This window comes from Microbacterium sp. B24 (assembly GCF_000333415.1).
GTDB lineage: Bacteria > Actinomycetota > Actinomycetes > Actinomycetales > Microbacteriaceae > Microbacterium.
In genome coordinates, this window is record NZ_BADB01000143.1 from 1 (window position 1) to 1,262 (window position 1,262).

General features: G+C 70.4%; 2 protein-coding genes. One reads left to right on the forward strand and one right to left on the reverse strand.

What is annotated here, in order from left to right:
• On the reverse strand, positions 1-812 hold an 812-nt coding region (locus tag I5I_RS03375; protein ID WP_051039459.1), incomplete at its 3' end, for an MFS transporter.
• Between the two features lie 73 nt (positions 813-885).
• On the opposite strand from I5I_RS03375, the gene I5I_RS03380 reads away from it, so the two are divergent.
• On the forward strand, positions 886-1,262 hold a 377-nt coding region (locus I5I_RS03380; protein WP_036316480.1), incomplete at its 3' end, for a PCRF domain-containing protein.

The window sequence follows — 1,262 nt, forward strand, 5'->3', positions numbered from 1 at the left end:
CCGACGACGAGCGCGATTGTCTGCGCGTCGAGCCCGATCGACACGCCCCACAGCGGCAGCACCACCTGACGCGCCGATCGCACCGCCGAGAGGGATGCCGCCGCGAGCCCCACCCGCGACAGCACGCGCGGGAAGCGCCACATCGTGCGGAAGACGCCCACGCGTTCGGGCACGGGGATCGACCCGGTGACAGGCTCACCGGTGTCTTCGGCGAGCCTCGAGTCGCCGGACGAGCGCGTGACGCGGGGGACCGGCACGGCATCCTCCGGGTCGGGACCGAACACGAGCAGTGCGATCGTGGCGAGCAGGCACGCGCCGAAGAACCAGACCGTCGAATGCTCATCGCCGAAGATCGCGATGAGGGCGGCGGCGAGGAAGGGCCCGACGAACATGCCGAGGCGGAACGTGCCGCCCAGCAGCGACAGCGCCCGCGCCCGGTAAGCGATCGGCACCCGCGTCGTCATGAACGAGTGCCGTGCCAGACCGAACGCGGCCGCGCAGAATCCGATGAGGAACACCGCGGCCGCCAGCACCGGCAGGCTCGGTGCGAACAGCATCCCGGCAACGCCGCCGAGTGCGAGCACCCCGCCGACGATCATCGTCATCCGCTCGCCGATGCGGCTCACGGCCCAGCCCGCCGGGATGTTGCCGCAGAGCTGTCCGACGACGAGGGCCGAGGCCACGAGTGCTGCGGTCGGAACGTCGGCGCCCAGCTGCGCCGCGATCACCGGGAAGAGCGGAACGACGGCCCCCTCGCCGAGGGCGAAGAGCACGGTCGGGCCATAGATCATGGGCGCAAGACGCCAGAGCATCGGTCCCATGCCGGGCGCGGACGCGGGATCTGGCATGCGGGAGCTCACCCGATCCACGTTAGTCTGGAGTGTCATGCTTGATTTCGATCCTTCCGCCGACATCCAGGCCCTGCGTTCCACCTTCTCCGACATCCAGGCGGTGGTCGACGTCGAGGGACTGCGTGCGGAGATCGCGCGCCTGTCCGACGAAGCCGGTGCCCCCGACCTCTGGGACGACGTCGAGAAGGCGCAGAAGGTCACGAGCGCACTCAGCCACCGTCAGGCCGACCTCAAGCGCGTCACCGACGTCGAGCAGCGCCTCGACGACCTCGATGTGCTCGTCGAGCTGGCGCACGAGATGGACGACGAAGACACCGCGGCCGAGGCGCGCCGCGAGATCGCCGCCCTGCAGGACGTCATCGGCCAGCTCGAGGTGCAGACGCTGCGGACGGCGAGACGACGACCGCCCCG